General features: G+C 49.3%; 1 protein-coding gene. It reads right to left on the bottom strand.

The window, feature by feature from the left end; genetic code table 11:
• The coding region (locus AWU74_RS08640) for an acyl-CoA dehydratase activase (protein WP_238580290.1) at positions 1-434 on the bottom strand (434 nt) is incomplete at both ends.

The raw sequence follows: 434 nt of genomic DNA, 5'->3' as shown, positions 1-434 counted from the left end.
AACCGCAGGTGTCAGCAAATTCATCCGTCCTGCAAGGGCGACGATTCGTGTTGCCGTAGACGCCGCAACGCCGTCTACTATTTCTTCCCGGAAAACACCCTTGACAAGAAGCCCTATTATTTCAGACTCAACGAATACCGCGCAGGTACTGTTGAGAGAAACTGCCTTTTCAGGCTTTAAAAACTCGTCGATTAAAAGCGGGTCAATATCAAGCCGGCAGCAGGTAATTTCCAGAAAACGTCCTGAACCTGCGGCGCATTTATCGTTCATCTGAAAATCTTTTACCCTGCCGTCTTCAACAGAGATGATTTTGCTGTCCTGTCCGCCGATATCAATAACGGTCCTGACCCCGGGGAATAAAAACTCCGCTCCCCGTGCGTGGGCGCTTATCTCGCTTAGTATCTTATGGTTCCCTGCTATTTTTTCCCGTCCGT

It is taken from the genome of Treponema endosymbiont of Eucomonympha sp., from assembly GCF_001028545.1.
The sequence above is the reverse complement of the archived record's forward strand: the minus strand, read 5'-3'. Positions and strand labels throughout refer to the sequence as shown.